General features: G+C 60.9%; 16 protein-coding genes and 2 tRNA genes. 7 read left to right on the top strand and 11 right to left on the bottom strand.

From position 1 onward, the window contains the following. Positions 1-5: 5 nt before the first annotated feature. The 4 genes from lpxK to ACTJK9_RS07395 all read right to left on the bottom strand — a co-directional run bounded on the left by lpxK (position 6) and on the right by ACTJK9_RS07395 (position 4,398). Complete coding sequence (gene lpxK / locus ACTJK9_RS07410; RefSeq protein ID WP_221397906.1) at positions 6-1,016, bottom strand: tetraacyldisaccharide 4'-kinase; 1,011 nt, start codon at positions 1,014-1,016, stop codon at positions 6-8. After that, positions 1,016-1,444 carry an ExbD/TolR family protein gene (locus tag ACTJK9_RS07405; protein WP_039770694.1) on the bottom strand — a complete coding sequence of 143 codons (429 nt, stop codon included), beginning with the start codon at positions 1,442-1,444 and terminating at the stop codon, positions 1,016-1,018. Before ACTJK9_RS07405 ends, lpxK begins: the two co-directional genes overlap by 1 nt. Beyond that, positions 1,441-2,076 carry a MotA/TolQ/ExbB proton channel family protein gene (locus ACTJK9_RS07400; protein WP_163976130.1) on the bottom strand — a complete coding sequence of 212 codons (636 nt, stop codon included), beginning with the start codon at positions 2,074-2,076 and terminating at the stop codon, positions 1,441-1,443. The genes ACTJK9_RS07405 and ACTJK9_RS07400 overlap by 4 nt, the downstream gene beginning before the upstream one ends. Positions 2,077-2,154: 78 nt before the next feature. Next, complete coding sequence (locus ACTJK9_RS07395) at positions 2,155-4,398, bottom strand: DNA internalization-related competence protein ComEC/Rec2 (RefSeq protein WP_440813145.1); 2,244 nt, start codon at positions 4,396-4,398, stop codon at positions 2,155-2,157. A 136-nt stretch (positions 4,399-4,534) separates the two neighbouring features. Between ACTJK9_RS07395 and ACTJK9_RS07390 the strand changes: the two genes are divergently transcribed. After that, positions 4,535-5,053 carry a DUF2062 domain-containing protein gene (locus ACTJK9_RS07390; RefSeq protein ID WP_085612113.1) on the top strand — a complete coding sequence of 173 codons (519 nt, stop codon included), beginning with the start codon at positions 4,535-4,537 and terminating at the stop codon, positions 5,051-5,053. Between the two features lie 54 nt (positions 5,054-5,107). Here the strand turns inward: ACTJK9_RS07390 and ACTJK9_RS07385 are convergent, their stop codons facing one another. The 4 genes from ACTJK9_RS07385 to ACTJK9_RS07370 form a co-directional block, all read right to left on the bottom strand. Next, positions 5,108-5,887: an ABC transporter permease gene (locus ACTJK9_RS07385; protein ID WP_085612112.1), complete on the bottom strand. Its 780-nt coding sequence runs from the start codon at positions 5,885-5,887 to the stop codon at positions 5,108-5,110. Continuing rightward, the gene (locus tag ACTJK9_RS07380) at positions 5,884-6,816 is read right to left on the bottom strand and encodes an ABC transporter ATP-binding protein (protein ID WP_064598582.1); all 933 of its coding nucleotides are present in this window, start codon (positions 6,814-6,816) and stop codon (positions 5,884-5,886) included. The genes ACTJK9_RS07385 and ACTJK9_RS07380 overlap by 4 nt, the downstream gene beginning before the upstream one ends. Positions 6,817-6,949: 133 nt before the next feature. Next, positions 6,950-7,573, bottom strand: coding sequence for a glutathione S-transferase family protein (locus ACTJK9_RS07375; RefSeq protein WP_440813142.1), 624 nt, complete (start codon positions 7,571-7,573; stop codon positions 6,950-6,952). Between the two features lie 43 nt (positions 7,574-7,616). Beyond that, on the bottom strand, positions 7,617-8,276 hold the full coding sequence (locus ACTJK9_RS07370) for a transglutaminase-like domain-containing protein (protein ID WP_085683545.1): 660 nt from the start codon (positions 8,274-8,276) through the stop codon (positions 7,617-7,619). A gap of 248 nt (positions 8,277-8,524) precedes the next feature. On the opposite strand from ACTJK9_RS07370, the gene ACTJK9_RS07365 reads away from it, so the two are divergent. Then, the gene (locus ACTJK9_RS07365; protein WP_440813139.1) at positions 8,525-10,972 is read left to right on the top strand and encodes an acyl-CoA dehydrogenase; all 2,448 of its coding nucleotides are present in this window, start codon (positions 8,525-8,527) and stop codon (positions 10,970-10,972) included. A 74-nt stretch (positions 10,973-11,046) separates the two neighbouring features. Further along, a complete protein-coding gene (locus ACTJK9_RS07360) occupies positions 11,047-11,454 on the top strand; it encodes a PA2817 family protein (protein ID WP_007950758.1) in 408 nt (135 codons plus the stop codon). 57 nt (positions 11,455-11,511) lie between these two features. On the opposite strand, the gene ACTJK9_RS07355 is transcribed toward ACTJK9_RS07360, so the two are convergent. Further along, the gene (locus tag ACTJK9_RS07355) at positions 11,512-12,507 is read right to left on the bottom strand and encodes a LysR family transcriptional regulator (RefSeq protein WP_440813137.1); all 996 of its coding nucleotides are present in this window, start codon (positions 12,505-12,507) and stop codon (positions 11,512-11,514) included. Positions 12,508-12,597: 90 nt separating this feature from the next. Between ACTJK9_RS07355 and ACTJK9_RS07350 the strand changes: the two genes are divergently transcribed. The 4 genes from ACTJK9_RS07350 (at position 12,598) to ACTJK9_RS07335 (ending at position 16,659) form a co-directional block, all read left to right on the top strand. Beyond that, entirely contained in the window at positions 12,598-13,224 is a 627-nt protein-coding gene (locus tag ACTJK9_RS07350; protein WP_085612107.1) for a hypothetical protein, read from the top strand. A gap of 90 nt (positions 13,225-13,314) precedes the next feature. Continuing rightward, a complete protein-coding gene (locus tag ACTJK9_RS07345; RefSeq protein ID WP_064598593.1) occupies positions 13,315-14,085 on the top strand; it encodes a 2OG-Fe(II) oxygenase in 771 nt (256 codons plus the stop codon). A 1-nt stretch (position 14,086) separates the two neighbouring features. Continuing rightward, the gene (locus ACTJK9_RS07340; protein WP_011335460.1) at positions 14,087-14,725 is read left to right on the top strand and encodes a LysE family translocator; all 639 of its coding nucleotides are present in this window, start codon (positions 14,087-14,089) and stop codon (positions 14,723-14,725) included. Between the two features lie 194 nt (positions 14,726-14,919). Further along, positions 14,920-16,659 (top strand): dipeptidase, encoded by a 1,740-nt coding sequence (locus tag ACTJK9_RS07335; protein ID WP_440813134.1) that lies wholly within the window; start codon positions 14,920-14,922, stop codon positions 16,657-16,659. A gap of 124 nt (positions 16,660-16,783) precedes the next feature. Here the strand turns inward: ACTJK9_RS07335 and ACTJK9_RS07330 are convergent. Beyond that, positions 16,784-16,859, bottom strand: a tRNA-Gly gene (locus ACTJK9_RS07330). A gap of 2 nt (positions 16,860-16,861) precedes the next feature. Continuing rightward, positions 16,862-16,937 (bottom strand) — tRNA-Glu (locus tag ACTJK9_RS07325). Positions 16,938-17,051 lie beyond the last annotated feature (114 nt).

Below are 17,051 nucleotides of genomic sequence, written 5' to 3'. Positions count from 1 at the left end.
ACGGATTAAGGCAAAAGACGATCCGGCAACAGGCGCATCAACTGCGTGTCGAACCAGGCCACGAAGGCCGGTGACGGCACAGCATCGACCGCCAGGTACCACCAATCATCGGCGGCGAAGGCACGGCACTTCACCGCGTCCTTTTCAGTCATCACCACTGGCAATGACGGCGTAAAACTCAAGGCCTGCACGCTGTATTCGGCGTGGTCGGCGAAGGCGTGGGGCACAGGCCGCCAGTCTAGCGCTTCGAGGGTATTGAAGAAACGTTGCGGGTTGCCGATCCCGGCCACCGCGTGCACGGCCTGACCAGGCGGAAAATGATCGAGCGGCCGGCGTTCACCGCTGCGCAGGTTGACCAGCGCCGAGGGCTTGAGACGGAAAGCGAAACCGCCGTCGCGATCCTCAAGGGCGCCGTTGAACAGCACCCCGTCAACGCTTTGCAGGCGCTCGACCGGTTCGCGCAGGGGGCCGGCGGGCAGGCAGCGTTGGTTGCCAAGGCCTCGGGCGGCGTCGATCAACACCAGTTCCAGATCCCGCGCGAGGCGGTAATGTTGCATACCGTCATCGGACAGGATCAGGTCCAGCGGCTCGCTGTCCAGCAGGGCTCTGACGGCGGCGCTGCGATCGGGATCGATCATCAGCGGTACGCCGGTGCGCTGCACGATCAGCAACGGCTCGTCGCCGGCGATGTCGGCAGTCTGCTCAGCGTCGACCCGCCACGGCAGTTGCGCCGGTTTGGCGCCGTAACCACGGCTGACCACGCCGACCCGCAGCCCGTGGCGTCGGCAGTGCTCGATCAGCCACAGGATCATCGGTGTCTTGCCGGTGCCGCCGACCGTGATGTTGCCGACCACGATCACCGGCACCGGCGACTGGTAGATCTCACCTTCGCCATCGAGAAAACGCTGACGTTTGCCCGCCACCACGCGGCGGTACAGCCACTCCAGCGGCCGCAACAGCGTCAGGGCCGGGTGCCCCTGATACCACGCGGCGAGCAGACGATCGGACATGGCCATCAGGATTTGGGCGCCGCCTCGACCGTGGTCATGCGCAGATGGCTGAAACCGAGCTTGCCGGCCGCATCCATGGCGGTGATCACGGATTGATGCTGAGCCTTGCCGTCAGCACTGATCGACAGCGGCATATTGGTGTCGCCGTTGGCTTCTTTCTGCATGGCTTCCATCAACGTCGCCAGATCGTTTTTCGGCAGAATCCTGTTGTTCACCGAGAACACGCCTTCGGCGCTGATGGCCACGTCCAGTTGCTTGACCTGCTGATCCTCGGCCGGCGAGCCGCTGACCGCTTCCGGCAGGTCGACACGCAGCTGGGTTTCGCGGGTGAAGGTGGTGGTCACGACGAAAAACAGCAACAGGATGAACACCACGTCGATCAGCGACGCGAGGTTGATGTCGATGGTTTCCCGGGGCTTGCGACGGAATTTCACGCTTTGCCCCCGGCCAGATCGACGTCACGGTCGCCCTGCACCACTTCCACCAGTTTGATCGCTTCCTGTTCCATGCCCACCACCAGTTCATCGATGCGGCGTTGCAGGAAACGGTGGAAGAACACTGCCGGAATACCGACCATCAGGCCCGCAGCGGTAGTGATCAGCGCCTTGGAAATACCGCCGGCCAGCACCGCAGCATTGGTGGTCATGCCGGAGCCGGTGAAGGCACTGAAAATATCGATCATGCCCAGCACCGTGCCCAGCAGACCCAGCAACGGCGACATGGCGGCAATGGTGCCCAGCGCGTTGACGTAGCGTTCCAGCTCGTGGATGACCCGGGCGGCCGCTTCTTCAATGCACTCTTTCATGATCTCGCGACCATGCTTGGAGTTGGCCAGGCCTGCGGCGAGGATTTCCCCCAGCGGCGAGTTGGCGCGCAATTCCTTGAGTTTTTCCTTGTTGAGCTGCTTGTCCTTGATCCAGACCCAGACCTGACCCAGCAGATGCTCAGGGGTGACGCGACTGGCGCGCAGGGTCCACAGGCGCTCGGCGACGATCGCCATGGCGGCGATGGAACTCAGAATGATCGGCAACATCATCCAGCCGCCGGATTTGACCAATTCCCACACAGTGACAGCCCCCTCGAAAAAGTGCGCCACTTTACCATACCGGTTCGTGATAAAGACCCGTCGCCCCGACGACCGTGCTCAACGGTACTCCGCCCCCGGCAACGGCGGGGCGCGCCAGAACCGGCGTTGTTGACGCATCGACCGGGCCGGCTGAAACCGCCCCAGTTGCAGATGAATGGCGCCCAGCTCGGCACTGTCGTGGATGTGTATTCCCTGTTTGCGGTAGCGGGCGATGACCGTCGGGTGTGGATGGCCGAACGAGTTGCCCTGCCCCCGGGAGATCAGCACGGCCTGGGGCTGCAAAACCTTGAGCAAGGCCATCGATGAGGAACTGCGGCTGCCATGGTGCGGGGCTTGCAGCCACTGGGTCGGAACCGCCAGTGCGCTGTAAAGCAAATCCCGTTCGGCAGCGCTGTCGATGTCACCGGTCAGCAGCAACCGCTCGCCGTTGGCTTCGATCTGCAACACGCAGGAACGCTGGTTGCTGTCGTGGGCTTCTGCCCATTGCCATAGATGAAAGGCAACGCCGTCCCACTGCCATTGCCGACCGCTTTCACAGGCCTCGGCGTTCAGCGCCTCGGGCAGACCCGGCGGGTCGCCACTGATGACCCGACTGACGGCCAGTCCTTTCGCCACGGCGAGTGCACCACCCGCGTGATCGGCATCGGCATGGCTGAGCAGCATCAGGTCGAGTCGCTCGACGCCCAGTTTGTGCAAGGCTGGCAACACCACCCGCTCGCCGACATCGAAATCACCGAAGCGCGGGCCGCTGTCGTAAAGCATTGTGTGGTTACGGGTGCGGACTAGAATCGCCAGGCCCTGCCCGACATCCAGTTGCCAGACATCCGCCACACCTTCGGCCAGCCGTTCTCGCGGTGGGAATGCCAGCACCAGCAGCAACGGCCAGCCCAAGGGACGCAGGGGAACGCCTCGGGGCAGCAATAACAACAGAGAACCAAGACCTCCCAGCGCCCAGACCCACCACGCCATCGTCGTCGGTACCCACGCCGGCCAGCGCCCGGCAATCATGGCCAGCGCCCGGAACAATCCATCGATCAGTCCGCCGGCCAGCCACAGCAGCCCTTCGCCGACATGAGGAATTGACAGCAACAAAGTCCCGAGCAACGCCGGCGGCAGCACCGCAAAACTGACCCACGGCACCGCCAGCAGATTGGCCAGTGGCCCGCTGAGACTGATCGGCAGACTCAACGCCACCAGCACCGGGCACAAGCCGATCGCGATCAACCACTGCGCGCGCGTCCAGGTTTGCCACCAGCGCCACGGCCCCAGACGGCCGCCGAAGGTGAAGATCAACACAGACACCGCCGCGAAAGACAGCCACAACCCCGGACGCAAGCTGGCCAGCGGATCCATCAACAACACGCCATTGAAGGCCAGCAGCAATGGCCACCATGCACCGAGGTGGCGGAAGCGCAAACGCCACAGCAGCACCAGCGCAACCATCACGCAGGCCCGCCGGACCGGCACATCGAATCCAGCCAGCAGGCCGTAACCCAGCGCCGCCGCGAATGCCAGACCGCACGCCCAGGGCAGCCAGGGCCAACGCAGCGGCCAAAATCCGAATCGGGCCAACCCGGCGACCAGCGCGTACATCAACGCTGCCAACAGCCCGATGTGCTGGCCGGAAATCACCAGCAGATGCACGGTGCCGGTGTCCTGCAAGATCTGCCAGTCTTCGCGACTGAGGCCGGAACCATCGCCGAGCACCAACGCGGCCAAGGCGCCGTTACGACCCTGGGCGTCAACGGCAAGCAGGCGCTGGCGAATACTGTCGCGCCAGGCCCACTGCGCTGGCGCCAGACGCTGGCCATCCTTCACCGTCCCGGTAGCACCAATGCGTTGCGCCAGCAGCCAGGCCTCGTAATCGAACGCATCCGGATTGAGCAAGCCACCGGGGCGCTTGAGCTTGACCGCCAATCGCCAGCGTTCGCCGCTTTTGACCTCAGGCCCGGCGTACCAGGCCAGGCGCATCAGCGACGGCAGCTTCTCGTGACGCGAGCGCGCATCGGCCAGCTCAAACCGCACGACGCCCTCGGCACTCTGCGGCAAGCCGACGACCCGGCCCTCCATCCAGCGCGTTTCGCCATCCAGCCGGGACGGCAGTCGATCATTCAACGCCAGTTGCGCGTTGAATCCCGCCCATGCGAATCCAAGCAGTAAAAACGCCAGTGGATAGCTGCGAAACGGCAGCAGCATCAGCGCCACCCACGGCAACACCAGCAATAACCCGACCGGCGGCAAGGCCGGTAAAAAAACCGCTGCCAGCAGACCGACCGCCAGCGCCATCATCCCTGTGCGCATAAGCCCGTCCTTGAGAGTCCCACCTTCAGGCATAGCGGCTGCGGGGCACGGGCGTCGTTATCAATTGTCACAAAGTCTGAATGGGCGGTTCGTAGAATCCAGACATACTTGCCGCCTTAACCGACCGAGAAGCCTTATGCCCCGGCGCTTATTCAAACGTTACATGCCCGACCCGACGAGCATCAGGGAACACAAATCCTTACGCTTTCTCGGTACGTTGCTGCATGACCCGAACCTCTGGCACCTCAACCGACACTCGGTGGCCCGCGCCATGGCCGTTGGTCTGTTCGCCGCGTTTCTGCCGATTCCCGCACAAATGCTGGTGGCCGCCGTACTTGCGATCATGGTGCGCGGCAACATGCCGATTGCCGTCAGCCTGGTCTGGCTGACCAATCCGATCACCATGCCGGCGGTGTTCTTCTGCACCTATCAAGTCGGGGCCTGGCTGATGGATGTTCCCGCCCGCACACTTCCAGACGAATTGACCTGGGAATGGATCAGCGGCGAGCTTTCGACCCTGTGGCAACCGTTCCTGCTGGGTTCGGTGGTGGTCGGGCTGGCACTGGGCGCCCTCGCCTACTGTCTGGTGATGCTGTACTGGCGCTGGTGGGTGGCCCGGCAATGGGCGCGGCGCAAGAAAAGTCGCATGCGCTGAATGCAAAACGGCCTCCACTGTGGGAGGCCGTTTTTCATTGCAGCATTGAAGAAATCAGGTACGCATTCCGCGCCCGCTCACCAGCAGCCGTGCGCAACCGAAATACAGCGCCACGGTCGCCACCAGCATGAAAGTGATCGCGATACCGATGCGGATGTCCGACACACCGAGGATGCCGTAACGGAAGGCGTTGACCATGTGCAGCACCGGGTTGGCCAGCGACACGGTCTGCCAGAACGGCGGCAGCAAGGTGATCGAATAGAACACACCGCCAAGGTAGGTCAACGGGGTCAGCACGAAGGTCGGGATGATCGAGATGTCATCGAAGTTGCGCGCAAACACCGCGTTGATGAAGCCCAGCAGCGAGAAGATCGTCGCCGTCAGCACCACCACCAGAACGGTCACGCCCAGGTGATGCACCTGCAGACTGGTAAAGAACAACGACAGAATCGTCACGATGACGCCCACCATCAAGCCACGCAGCACGCCGCCAAGGGTGTAGCCGATCAGGATCGTATGCGGTGAAACCGGCGACACCATCAACTCTTCGATGGAACGCTGGAACTTGCTGCCGAAGAAGCTCGACACCACGTTGCCGTAGGAGTTGGTGATCACCGACATCATGATCAGACCCGGCACGATGTACTCCATGTAGGTGAAGCCACCCATGTCACCGATCTGCCGGCCGATCAGGTTACCGAAGATCACGAAATACAGAACCATGGTGATCGCCGGCGGCAGCAGGGTCTGCGGCCAGATCCGGGTGAAGCGTCTGACTTCGCGGTAAACGATGGTGTTAAGGGCAACGAGGTTGGGGCGCAGCTCGGAACTCATACCGCCACCTTCGACAGATTCTTCTCCACCAGGGACACGAACAGCTCCTCGAGGCGATTGGTTTTATTGCGCAGGCTCAGCACTTCGATGTTCTGCAGGGCCAGTTGGCCGAACAGCGCAGTGATGCCCATGGACTTGTCGACCTGGACTTCCAGCGTATGGCCGTCCACCAGGCGCGCCGGATAGCCTGCCAGTTGCGGCGCAGCGCTCAGGCCGTTCTTCAGATCCAGCAGGAAGGTTTCGACATGCAGTTGTCCGAGCAGCTGACGCATGCTGGTGTTCTCGACGATGGTGCCGTGGTCGATGATGCCGATGTTGCGGCATAACTGCTCAGCCTCTTCCAGGTAGTGGGTGGTGAGGATGATGGTGATGCCTTTCTGATTCAGTTCGGTGAGGAACGTCCACATCGAGCGGCGCAGTTCGATGTCGACGCCGGCAGTCGGCTCGTCGAGGATCAGCAGACGCGGCTCATGCACCAACGCCCGGGCGATCATCAGACGCCGCTTCATGCCGCCGGACAGCGAACGCGACGGCACATCGCGCTTGTCCCAAAGGCCGAGCTGGGTCAGGTACTGCTCGGCGCGTTCCTTGGCGACCTTCGCCGGAATGCCGTAGTAACCGGCCTGGGTCACGACGATGTCGAACGTCTTTTCGAACTGGTTGAAGTTGAACTCCTGGGGCACCACGCCGATCGAGCGCTTGAGCGCCGCCGGGTTCTTGTCCAGGTCGTGGCCGAAGATATTCACGGTGCCGCTGGTCTTGTTGACCAGGGTCGAGAGGATGCCGATCGTCGTGGATTTGCCGGCGCCGTTGGGGCCGAGCAAGGCGAAGAAGTCACCTTCGGCGACGTCCAGATCGATACCACTCAAGGCCTGGAACCCGTTGCCGTAGGTTTTGGTTAGCTGCCGGATGGACAGAGCGGAACTCATATCGGATTTACGCACCCAGTAAGGAAAAAAGGACTGATAAAAGGCCGGCGGCGAGGAAGACAACCGCAGCGCTCGAGCGCAATGGTGCTTGCCGTCGCCGCACAAGTACAGTCAAGTGTGTCGATAGTAGGTATTAAGTCAACGCGGTCATGACGGCTTTGCGATAGGCCGGACGCTGTTTCAACCGCGCATACCAGGCCTCAAGGTTCGGCTGTGGCGCGCGCTCGATCGGCATCTCGAACCAGGCATAAATGAAACTGCCGAGCGGGATATCGCCCATGCCGATTTCACTCCCGGACAGATACGGCTGGTGCTTCAGTGCCTGATCGGCCATCGCCAGCAAGCCGTCACATTCCTTGATCGCCGCGTGGATGGCCGGCCAGTCCTGCTTGTCTGCCGGGGTACGCAGAACGCCCCAGAACACTGTGCGAAACGGTCCGGCAAAACTGGAAGTCGTCCAGTCCATCCACTTGTCAGCGGTGGCGCGGGTCTGCGGATCCGTCGGATACCACGAAGTATCGGCCGCATGTTTTGCCAGCAGATAACGCACGATGGCATTCGATTCCCACAACACGAAACCATCGTCCTGAATCACCGGCACCCGCCCGTTCGGGTTCATATCCCGGTACTCCGGCGTGTCGACCACACCAAACGCGCCACCGGCATCGATGGCCTCGTAGGCAAGCCCGAGCTCTTCGGCAGCCCACAACGGCTTTCTGACATTCGACGAATTCTTGCGACCCCAGATCTTCAGCATGACCGCCTCTTTTCCAGTGAATGGGCAGGCAGCATACGCCGGATCAGAGACTGCCGACATCACCGCGCATGTCACTGGACAGTGGCGTCTGCTGATCGTTGAACAGGTGCGGATAACATTTCTGCAGATGTTCGAAGAAAAAAGATTCCGGTACATCGGCGAACTGGCCGTGATCGACCAGGTACTCCATCAGCAGCGCGCCATCGCTGTTGTACGGGTGAAAAACGCTGTCGTTCATGCCGTCGAATTCCAGCGGCGCAACGTTGAACATTTCGCAGAGTTTCTGGTTGAACGCGGGTGTGGCTTTGACCCAGCGATCATTGAGAAACAGCTCGGTATAACCATGCATGGCGAACACTTCGCTTCTCAGCAGTTCAAGCAGACGCGGCGTCGACAGATGATTTTTCACATCCGCCAGACCAATGCGTGCGGGGATCCCGCAATGGCGCGCGCAACCGGCGAGCAACGTGGCCTTGGGCACGCAATAACTTTCACCTGCCGCCAGCGCGTAGCTGCCGCGCAAGGTCTGCGGGTCGCGGCTGAAGGTGTACATGTTGTAACGCACCGCCTCGCGCACGGCGTAATAAAGACTGATCGCCTGCGCGAGCGGATCGCGACTGGCACCACGGTGCTGCTCGGCGAACTCCACCACCGAGGGGTGGTCACTATCGATGAAGCGGCCGGGGCTCAGATACTCGTGCATGACGACATTCTCCTGATTGAGCCCCGAGTCTAGCGAGAGGTTCAGCACAGAGATAACGACGTTTCGGCCAAACATGCACGTAAAGACGCGGAAGCGGCGAACGATTTCCCACGCGTGTTGCCCACCGAACCTACAAAAGACATCCGGGGTTTCCCACGATTTCAATCACCTTGCTCTGACCGCCCCGTTTTGCAGATGCCGTCTAAGCTCTGGAGGGTCGGTTCGCCCTGGTTCACGGAGGATTAAATATGCTGTTGTTGTGGATACTGGTTCTGATCGTCGGCGTGGCGTATCTGGCCCACCGGCGCATCGCCCCGCTGCCGGCACTGGGCATCGTTGCCGCTTACCTGCTGGCGATGGGAATTTTCAGCCACGCACCGGGCTGGTTGCTGCTGATTTTCTGGGTGGTGCTGGCCCTGGTCGCCGCCCCGCTGCTGTTGCCTGACCTGCGCCGCAAACACTTCACCGCACCGCTGTTCAGCTGGTTCCAGAAAACCCTGCCACCGATGTCGCAGACCGAGCGCAACGCGATCGACGCCGGCACGGTGTGGTGGGACGGCGAACTGTTCAGCGGCCGTCCGGACTGGGACAAGCTGCTGTCCTATCCCAAAGTGCAACTGAGTGAAGAAGAACAGGCGTTCATCGACGGTCCGACCGAAGAGCTCTGCGCCATGGTCACCGACTGGCAGATCGGCCAGTCGATGGACCTGCCGCCGGAAGCCTGGACTCACATCAAGGAACACGGTTTCTTTGCCCTGATCATCCCCAAGGAATTCGGCGGCAAGGGTTTCTCCGCCTACGCCCACTCCCAGGTGGCAATGAAACTGGCGACCCGCAGCGGCGACCTCGCCTCCACTGTGATGGTGCCCAACTCCCTCGGCCCGGCCGAACTGCTGCTGCATTACGGCACAGACGAACAACGCAATCATTACCTGCCACGGCTGGCCCGGGGCGACGACATTCCGTGCTTTGCTTTGACCGGCCCGCTTGCCGGCTCCGATGCCGGCGCCATGCCCGACACCGGGATCATCTGCAAGGGCGAATGGGAAGGCCAGGAAACCCTTGGCCTGCGCCTGAACTGGGAAAAACGCTACATCACCCTCGGCCCGGTCGCGACCTTGCTTGGCCTGGCCTTCAAGGCCTATGACCCGGATCACCTGCTCGGCGACAAGGAAGACCTCGGCATCAGCCTCGCGCTGATCCCGACCGATACTCCCGGCGTGGAAATCGGTCGCCGCCACCTGCCGCTGGGCGCTGCGTTCATGAACGGCCCCAACTCCGGCAAGGACGTGTTCATCCCGCTGGACTTCCTCATCGGCGGCCAGGACATGCTCGGCAAAGGCTGGATGATGCTGATGAACTGCCTTTCGGTCGGGCGTTCGATCTCGCTGCCGGCAGTGGGTACCGGCGCGGCCAAGTTCACCAGTCTGGTGACCGGGCAATACGCGCAGATTCGCGAGCAGTTCAACGTGCCGCTGTCAGCGTTCGAAGGCATTCAGGAAGCCATGGCGCGGATCGGCGGCAACGCCTGGATGATGGACGCCGCACGGATGCTGACCGCCAACGCGGTGGATCTGGGCGAGAAGCCTTCCGTGCTGTCGGCGATCCTCAAGTACCACCTCACCGAACGCGGTCGCGAGTGCATCAGCCACGCCATGGACGTACACGGCGGCAAGGCGATCATCATGGGCCCGAACAACTACCTGGGTCGCAGCTGGAACGGCGCGCCGATCTTCATCACCGTGGAAGGCGCGAACATTCTTTCGCGCAACCTGATGATCTTCGGCCAGGGCGCCATCCGCTGCCATCCGTTCGTCCTCAAGGAAATGGCCCTCGCCGGACGCGAGGACAAGGATCAGGCACTCAAGGAATTCGATGGCCTGCTGCTCAAGCACATCGGCTTTGCCGTGAGCAACGCCGCCAGCACCCTGGTGTTGAACCTTGGCTTCGGCCATTTCGAACATGCGCCGGGAGACAAGCTCAGCCAGGGCTATTTCCGTGCGCTCAACCGTCAGGCTGCCGCTTTTGCCATGCTTGCCGATCTGAGCATGATGTTGCTGGGCGGCGAACTGAAACGCCGCGAGCGATTGTCAGCACGATTGGGCGATGTGCTGAGCAACCTGTATCTGGCGTCGGCGGCGCTCAAGCGTTATCACGACCTCGATTCCCCGGCGTACATGGAACCGCTATTCAGATGGGCCATGGAGGAAAGCCTCGGCCAGTCGGAAAAGGCGCTGGATGAACTGCTGACCAACTTCCCGAACCGAGTCTTTGGCTGCCTGTTGCGCGTGATCGTGTTCCCGTTCGGCCGCCGTCACAAAGGGCCTTCGGACAAACTCGGTGCCGAGGTGGCTGCAGTCATCGGCCGGGCCAAGGGCGATCCGGCGCTGGAAGAACTGCTTGCCGGCTGCTATCGCCCGCAATCGACCGATGATGCAGTCGGTGCGCTGCAACACGCCTGCGATCAACTGAACGCTGCGCAACCGCTGCACAAGAAATTGCACTCGTCGCTCAAGAGCGGTCAGGTCAAACCGGTAGCTGGCGAACACGCCATCGATGCGGCGCTGGAAGCCGGCGTGTTGCAGGCCGTGGAAGCCCAGACCCTGCGTGATGCCGAAGCGGCGCGGCGCAAGGTGATCGATGTCGATGATTTCGACAAGGAGCAACTCAAACCCGCGGAAGGCAAAATCCGCTGATCCCTTCAATCAGTGAAAAACGGGCGCGGGCGCTTTATACTCCCGCGCCCGTTTTGCTCTTGAGGACTTATCTCGTGTCCAACGTCGTTGCCGATCATCTGGTTTTGCTCGACCATCTGCGCAGTATCCTGGTCGCCGTAGGTGAGGCCGATCAGGTTCCCGAAGAAAGCCATGCCCTGTTCCTGGAGCGTTTCGACGAACTGCTGGCGTCACTGCCGATCGAGCCAATCGAAAGCCAATACCTGGGCCAGGACATCCTGACTCAAGTGATTACCCGTTACCCGCAAATTGCCCACCTGATCCCGCGGGATCTGCTGTGGTTCTTCGCCGGCGACTGCCTGCATTACCTGTCCGACGAAGAAATCGACATGTATCAGGCGCTGGAAGAACGCCGCTACGAAGCCGAACAGAACGACGAACCGTTCGACTGGAACCAGGAAAAACAGCTGCTGGCGATGTCCGCCCAGGACAGCAAGCACTGATTTTCGCCCGATAAAAAAAGGCCCGCACGGTGATCCATGCGGGCCTTTTTTATGGAATCAAAGCAGCCCTTCACTCTCGGGCAATTCGTACTCGGCCAACGGTTTCACACCGCCAGACTTCCCCGGCTTGCTCAGGGTCGGCTCTTTCTCCAGACACTCCACCAGATAATCGATGAATACCCGCAGCTTCGGCGGCAGATAGCGCGTCGGCGAATGCAGCAACCACAATCCGCCGTGGTACGACGCCAGGAATGTCCAGTCCGGCAGCACCTGCACGATCAGCCCCTGCTCCAGCGCATAACGGGCGGTGAAATACGGCAGGCTGCCAATACCGATGTGTTGCAACACGGCGCCCAGACGCACGCCGGTGTGATTGGCGGCATACCGGCCGCGCACGCCGACGGTGACGGCTTTGGTGCCTTTCTTGAATTTCCAGCGCGCATCACTCGGGGTTTCGCCCAGGTAAATGCAACTGTGGTTGAGCAAGTCGTGGGGATGAGTTGGCGTCCCGTGTTCAGCCAAATATTGCGGCGTCGCGCAGAGCAAATGGTCGATGGTCAGCAGTTGTCGGCCGACCAGTCCGGCCGGCGGGCGATCCGTGATGCGAATGGCCAGGTCGACATGGTCATCGATCAGATCGACCTGGCGGTCCTCCAGCAACAGCTCCACATCGACCTTCGGATAGCGCCGCAGAAACTCCGGCATGTGCGGATGAATCACGAATCGCCCCACCGCTTTCGGCACGCTGACCCGCACCAGACCTTCGGCTTCGTGGGTGAACTGGCCGCTGATCTCCATCACCGACTTGGCGGCGCTGACCATTTCCTGGCAGCGCTTGAACACCTCTTCCCCGCCGTCGCTCAAGCGCAGTTTGCGCGTGGTGCGTTGCAGCAGCCGCGTGGCCAGCGCTTTCTCCAGCCGGGAAATACTGCGACTGACTGCCGAGGGCGATGAGCCCAACTGGCGAGCGGCTTCGGAGAAACTGCCGGTCTCGACGACTTTGACGAAAATCGCCATCTCACCAAGCAGCGGCAGGGGAAGATTTATGCTCACAGCGCAACAGTCCTTTGATGTTTGAACGGATTATCACGTTATTGCACGATTCATATAATTAAAAAAGAAACTTTAATAAGGGCATGGAATATGACGCTTCGCCTCTTTTTCCATAGTGATGACCTCAAGGCCAATGTGGAAGTCCTCGACTGCACGCCCCACCAGAACGAGTTCGCCGTTGTGTTGCGCGCCACGCTTTTCCATCCCCAGGGCGGTGGCCAACCCTGCGATACCGGTTGGATTGGCGAAAGCAAGGTTCTGCGCGTCGTCCAGGAACCGGACCGGATCATTCATTTTGTCGATCAGCCGGTGCCACTGGGCATGACCCAGATTCGCGTCGACGAAGAACGCCGCCGCTTCAACACCCGCATGCACTCTGCCGGACATTTGATCGGCCACTTCGTCCAGGCCATGGGCTGGATGCCGATCAAGGCGCACCACTGGCCGGACGAGGGCCGGGTTCAATTCAAACCCGGAGATTCGGCCCAGGAAGTCGATGCGCAAACCGTTCAATACGGCATCGGGCAATGGATCGAACACGACCTGCCACGCCTGACGTCCCTGCGCGAAGGCGCGCGGGAAATCGGTTTCGGTGAACTGCCAGCCTATGGCTGCGGTGGCACCCATGTACGCAGCCTGAAGGATTTGGGCACAGTCACGATCGCGTCCCTTTCGCAGAAGAAAGGCACGTTGTCCGTCCACTACAGCGTGGATTGAGGATTTCGGGCGCTGCCAGATGCAGCGTCCGACGCCGGGGGAACCGCGTTCGCCGGTTCCGTTGACTATTCGATAGATGGACCTGAAACCATGATGCTTGACGTCGAGCGTCTCGATGAGACGTGCATAAAAAAACTGGCCAACGAAGAAGTCCTCGCCATCCGCTTCAAAGGCTTTCTGCCCCAGGCGCAGGCAATCCAGATTGGCGACAAGATCCTCGCCCCCGGCTTCGAGGGCTACATCAACGCGCCGAGCATCGGCCGCATCGGCATGGCGTTCTACGAGGCGGAAAACCAGCCGCTGCTGATCGAAGATTATTTCGAGCGCGCCACCAGCAACATCGCCGAACTACGTAACCGTTGCGCACCCTACTCGTCGCCGGTCGATACCTTGCGCTGCATGCTCGACGAATCCTGGCCGGCGGGTGCCCACCTGGAAAACCTCTACGGTCGCAAGATGTACGTCGGCCTGTCCCGCGTGGTGAAACCGGGAGTGTGCTTTCTGGCCCACCACGACATCTTCGCCAAGGACGCCCCGGACAGTTTTCAGGCCCGCAGCCTGGAGGCGCAGTTTGCCTGCAACGTCTACCTCAACATGCCGACCGAAGGCGGCGCGTTGCAGATGTGGGAAGACGACATTTCCCCGGACCGCTTCGACGAAATGCGCGGCGACAGCTACGGCATCGACCCGGCACTGCTCGGCCCGCCCGCCCTCGAAGTTCGCCCGGAACCGGGGGATTTCATCATGTTCAATTCGCGTCGCATGCACTCGGTAACGCCGGGCGTGGCCGATCCGCGCTTGAGCCTTTCGTTTTTTGTCGGCTATCGCGGCAATGCCTCACCCCTGACTTTCTGGAGCTGAAATGACATCGAATTATCTGGGCGAGTTTCTGGCGCTGGCCACCATCCACTTTCTGGCCGTGGTCGCTCCCGGCCCGGACTTCGCCGTGACCATCCGCCAGAGTGTGCGCTTCGGTCGTTTGGTCGGCATCTGCACGGCACTGGGCATCGGCGCGGGGATTTCCGTGCACGTGCTGTACACCCTGCTGGGCGTCGGCGCCTTGATGCACACCACGCCGTGGTTGCTGACCGTCGCCAAAGTGGTCGGCGGTGCTTACATTCTTTATCTGGGCGTCAGCCTGATCCGCAGCAAACCCAAGACGACAATGGAAGGCGAAAAGACCAGTGACGAACCACTGGTCGAGCAATCGCTGTTCAAGGCGTTTTCCACCGGTTTCCTGACCAACGCCACCAACCCCAAGGCCACGCTGTTTTTCCTGGCGATCTTCACCACGATCATCAGCGCCAGCACGCCGCTGCAAATCCAGGCCCTGTACGGGTTGTGGATGTGCGGGGTGAATGCGTTGTGGTTCGTGATCGTCGCGCTGTTCTTTTCCAGCAGCAAAGTGCGCGTGCTGTTCATGCGCATGGGCCACTGGTTCGAGCGCAGCATGGGGGTGATTCTGATCCTGTTTGCCGGGCGTCTGGTGCTGTCGATGTAAGCATGCTGATCGGAGAAGCCCGATTCAGACAGATTGGACGGGCTTTTTCGATTCTGCGCCGCTTTTGCATTTCTGTGCGACGCGTCCCACTCCGGGGGCTCCCGGGCACGCTCGTGTGGTGGTAGTTTGCGAGACCGTCTGACGCATCGGTCAGACAACTCCTTCTCATCGCCTGCAAAGGAATGCCCTTAGCAATGGATTTTTCACTCAAGCAACTGGCCGCGTCGACGCTGATTCTGGCCAGCCTTTCGTCCGTCACGCTGCCAGCCCAAGCCAACCTAACCGAGCAGCAGAGCGCGACCATTCTCAAGACCTTCAATGAGGCAAAGGTCAGTGACTTCAGAGCATTTCTCGGTGATCTGGCCAAGAACGACCTGAGCAAGACCGACGATCTGCGCCCTGCCATCAGCGCCTTCCTCGACAACAAGACGCTGACCGCCGAACAGCAAAACGAAATCCATCGCCTGCTCGGTCTGTACACCCGCGTGAAGTACGGCAAAGCTGCGCTGGAAACCCTGCGCGAACTGGTGGAAATCCCGACCTTCCGCAAGGACGGTGTCGATCAGCACGACAACCCCGAATTCATCAAGATCGCCGGCAAGATCAAGGATCTGGCTGAGTCTTTCGGCCTGAACTACCGCAACATCGACAACCGCGTCTACGAAATCTCCCTCGACGGCAGCGGCAAGGACGTCGTCGGCATTCATGCTCACGCCGACGTGGTGCCGGTAACGCCGGAAAACTGGGTGCTGAAGGACGGCACCAAACTCGACCCGTTCAAGGTCACGCTGATCGGCGACCGCATGTACGGCCGCGGCACCGAGGACGATAAAAACGGCATCGTCGTGACGCTGTATGCCATGAAGGTGATCAAGGAAGAGAAGCTGCCACTGGCGCGCAATTTCAAACTGCTGGTGGACACCACCGAAGAAACCACCGGTGACGCGATTCCCTACTACTTCGAACGCAACCCGACGCCCGAGTACAACCTGGCACTGGATGGCGGCTATCCCGTAGTGATTGCGGAAAAAGGCTACGGCACCGTCATGGCCGAGTTCGCCAAGCGCAAGGCCGAGGGTAAAGGCGCGGAGATCGCCTCGATGACCGGAGGCCTGGCGACCAACCAGATTCCATCGGTTTCGGTCGTCACGCTGGTGACTGACAAACCCGCCGAGCTTGCGGCCAGCCTGCAAAAGGCCGGCACTGAATACGCCAAGCGCAATGGCGGCGATTTCGAAGTGAACGCCAAGGTCGATGGCAAAGACGTCAAACTCACCGTCACCGGTGTTTCCGCGCACTCGTCCGAGCCAGAATCCGGCGTTAATCCGGTCGCGCGCATGCTCGACTTCATCCACAGCGTGGACGGCAAGATCGCCTTCAAGCACAACCACATCACCGACGCTGCCCACTACGCCGCCGACAACTGGGGCCTGGATTACAAGGGTGGCAAGCTGGGCGTCGGCTTCGCCGATGACTTCATGGGCCCGCTGACCACGTCCCTGACCTACGTCGGCATGGACGACAAAACCTTCAAACTCGCGGTCAACCTACGCGTGCCGAAGGGCAAGTCGCCGGAAGTGCTCAAGCGCGAAATCGCCGACAAACTGGCGGCCTGGAGCAAGAAGACCCATGTCGCGGTCAACTTCGACTATTCGATCGCCGAACCGATGTACCGCAATCCAGAAGGTGAGTGGGTCAAGGCGCTGCTGGCCGTGGCCACCGAAAACCTGGGCATGAAACACGAATTCGGCACTTCGGCCGGCGCCACCTCGGTGCATGAACTGCCGAACGGCGTGCAATTCGGCCTGGCGCGACCTGAGGTCAAGTACACCGGTCACACCGATGGCGAATTCAAGACCGTTGACCAGTTCCTGCTGGACCTGCAGATCGTCACCGAAATGATGGGACGCATCGGGCAATTGCCGAAGCTCTGATCGCGTACCGGGCTCGCCACATTGGCGGGCCCACAAAAAAGGACCGCGAGGTCCTTTTCTATTGCCTGACAAAAACCGCACAAACAAAAACGCCGCTCATCACTGAGCGGCGTTTTTGTGAATTTGGAGCGGGAAACGAGACTCGAACTCGCGACCCCGACCTTGGCAAGGTCGTGCTCTACCAACTGAGCTATTCCCGCAATGGCGTCCCCTAGGGGACTCGAACCCCTGTTACCGCCGTGAAAGGGCGGTGTCCTAGGCCACTAGACGAAGGGGACACAGGCTACAACTTTCACTAATAAAAACGCCGCTCTTTGCAAAGCGGCGCTTTTTGAATTTGGAGCGGGAAACGAGACTCGAACTCGCGACCCCGACCTTGGCAAGGTCGTGCT

The sequence above is a fragment of the Pseudomonas sp. 22082 genome, assembly GCF_052046055.1.
In the GTDB taxonomy this organism is placed as follows: Bacteria; Pseudomonadota; Gammaproteobacteria; order Pseudomonadales; family Pseudomonadaceae; genus Aquipseudomonas; species Aquipseudomonas pharyngis.
The sequence above is the reverse complement of the archived record's forward strand: the minus strand, read 5'-3'. Positions and strand labels throughout refer to the sequence as shown.